Source organism: Serratia sp. A07, from assembly GCF_058725505.1.
In genome coordinates this window covers 1-2,864 of record NZ_JBZXDO010000111.1, presented here as the reverse complement: position 1 = coordinate 2,864, position 2,864 = coordinate 1, and the positions used below count along the sequence as shown (strand labels likewise).

General features: G+C 62.3%; 2 protein-coding genes. Both read right to left on the bottom strand.

The window, feature by feature from the left end; translation table 11 throughout:
- Window positions 1-708, bottom strand: a 708-nt coding sequence (locus AC4PR2_RS28230; protein WP_492175959.1) for a DNA circularization N-terminal domain-containing protein, incomplete at its 3' end; no start/stop codon positions are given.
- Window positions 709-716: 8 nt separating this feature from the next.
- A partial coding sequence (locus AC4PR2_RS28225; protein ID WP_492175958.1) for a tape measure protein occupies window positions 717-2,864 on the bottom strand: 2,148 nt, incomplete at its 5' end.

The following is a 2,864-nucleotide window of genomic DNA, read 5'->3' as shown; positions in this document are numbered from 1 at the left end:
GGGGGCGTCGGGCTGCGGGTAAGTCGGCAAGCGCAGCAGCCCCTGATAGATGCCCTTGAATGCCTGCGCCAGGCGCGACGGTGTCGTCAGCAAACTGGACAGGTTGCCGCGCATGGCCGTGAACGATGCCACAAAGCTGCTGATATCAGCCAGGATCCCCACGCTGTTGACCGCACTTTCCAGCGCCGCCACCTTCTCGCTGACTGTGTCCATCAGGGCCTGAACGTCTGACAAGCCGGCTTCGGCCAGCGACCAGCCCTCGGCCAGCGTGTTGAAGATATCGTCGAGCGTGCCATTGCCGAGGGTAGCAAGCCGGCCGGCCGTATCCGTTGCCACGGTCGGGGCGGTTTCATCCGCCACTGGCACAACGGTTACCGTGAACTCCACCAGGCGGAGATTATCGACGCTGTACCGGCTTTCAAAATTGTCAACCAGCACCAAAAGCGTCCCCAAATCGGGATGATTCAGCTCGCCAGGCCCTGGCGCATTGAGTGCCTGTGTCAACCGCTCACGTTGGGCCTGGGCATCATCGCCCACCAGTGACAGGGTAAGGGTATGCTCTGGCAGTTTTCGGCCCAAATCATCCGCGCCGCCGTTTTCACGCAGCGGGTATTCACGGCGGACAACGCGGCGTCCGCCGCGTGTGCGCTGTTCTTTGTAAACGAGGAATGGGACGCCGCGAAAGCTGCCCCGACCGGTGCTTTTCATCTGCGCTCCTAATAGATGTTGTAATTGTCGCCGTTATACACATCCAGATTTAACCCAAAGGCGTTGCTGTCGGTGACGGCGCTGTTTTGCAATACCAGCCCCGGCCCGAGTGCAATACGCATTTCCGCCTGCGCTTTGACTTCCTGAGCGGCGGGGGTCTGTTCGTCCTTCTTGTCCCACTTGGCGTAAATGTCACCCAGCCAGCCGCCCAGCTTTTCACCCAGCACGCTGCCGAGCATGGATCCAGCTACCGACCCTATCGGCCCACCAATAGCCCCCACAATACCGCCTACGGTCGCGCCGGCGGCCGATCCCAATGCACCGCCTTTATCTTCGGCGGTCGCGTCTTTATCGAGCAACGTAGGGGCAACCGACAACGCTGTGAGTAACGGGCCGCCAAGCCGACTGCCGAACCGCATGACGCCGCGACCCAGTGCCCCGGCCTTATTGCCCACCCAACCGGCCGCGCCCGAGAGTTTTTGCATCGCGCCGCCGAACAGGCCGCTGGCCCGCTCGCCCACCTGACTTAACCAGCCGCCGGCCTTGCCAGGGAGCGCGGATAACATGCCGCCGGCGCGGCTGCCAATGGAGGCCATAAACCGCCCGGCGGCGGCCACACCCGGAATGCTTGCGACAGCACCCAGCGCACGACCGCCCAGCGCACGGGCCGCGCGGCCGGCGCGGGCAACGCCCGGCACGCGGCCGAGCATGGCACCGGCACGATTGACCATGCCACCAAAGAAGCCTGAAACCGCCGACGCAGCGCGCCCAAGTCGCGATCGCGGGGCTGCCGTGCGCCGAGGGCGAACACGCGAACCGCGCCGGCGGGTGCGCCCCTTACCATCAACATAAGTGTCACCGCCGCCCATGCCGCCTATGCCGCCATTGGGCCAGTTCATCACAACCACGCTGATTGGAGCGCCCAAACCGCCCCCCATCGCAAACGGTGCCGGGCCAGCCAGACCCGCAGGGGTGTTTTTACCGCGGCCGCGCCACCACCGATAAGCCCGCAGCGGGTAGCGTATGGGCGCCGTGGCCAGCCCCCAGGCAGGTCTGGCGATCGCCATTCCGATGCGCGCCAGTTTAGAGGCAACGTAAATCGCCAATATTGCCTTGGCCGTGTTGGCGGCGTATTTGCCGATGTTGTCGATAGTTTCGCCGTAGCCGGCTTTGCGCAGCGCCATCAGCTCGGCGTTGACCCGGTTAAGGCCGTTTTTAAACAGCGTGACGCCACGGCGTGCGCTGTCGAATACCCCGTTGAAGCTGTTGGCCAGCTTGTCGGCCCACTGGTCTTGCAGGCCGCTTTCCTGTGCCTGGTCAGCAAAACTTAAAAATGACTTGAGCTCGTCTTTAAGACGCTTAAAGGGGCCTTTGTTCATGACCTTGACGGCAAACTGTTCCCATACGTCGCCGAACTGCGAGGTGATCCCCGTCCAGGAGTTCATCGCGTCTTTTTGCGCGCCCTTGGCCTCTTCGCGCATCGCCTGGAACAGCAGTTTGATAGACTCCGGCCCCAGCAGGCCTTTTTCGCCCTGGGCCTGAATTTCTGTTCGGTCTTTACCGAGCTTGCGGGCCAGAATGCTGTAAACATCAACCCCGTAGCCGGTCAGCAGGTTGGCATCCTGTGCCTGAATGCTCTTGCGCGAAAACATCTGCTTGAGCTGGGTTGATGCCCCTTGCGCTTCCGGCAGTGTCCAGCCATGCTTCGCGCCCTGATCCTCCAGCATGGTGATGAAATTACGTGCCTGACCCGTATCCATGCCAAAACCGCGGCTGGAGACGTATTCCCCAACCACGCCTTGCAGGCCCCAGGTGGTGTCCTTGGCGTTTTTAACCGCCCACTGGATATCGGCGTCGGTTTTCGCTTTATCGTTATTGTTCAGCGAGTTCAGGCGGATGGTGGAGTTCTCCATCGCCGACGCCGGATCAATAAAGGCTTTTTTCAGCCCGTAGAGCGCGGCACCGCCGGCCAGCAGGCCGTAAAAGCGCGAGACGCCGCCATAGGCGGCCTTGGCGCGGGCTTCCATATGATCAAAGCCCGACGAGACCGAAGCGAGGCCCTGACGTAATCCGCTGAAGGCGCGCCGTCCCTGATTGCCCAGCCGGTCAAGCTGGCTGCCGAGCGTATTGGCCTGCAAGCCCAGACCGCGCATTGA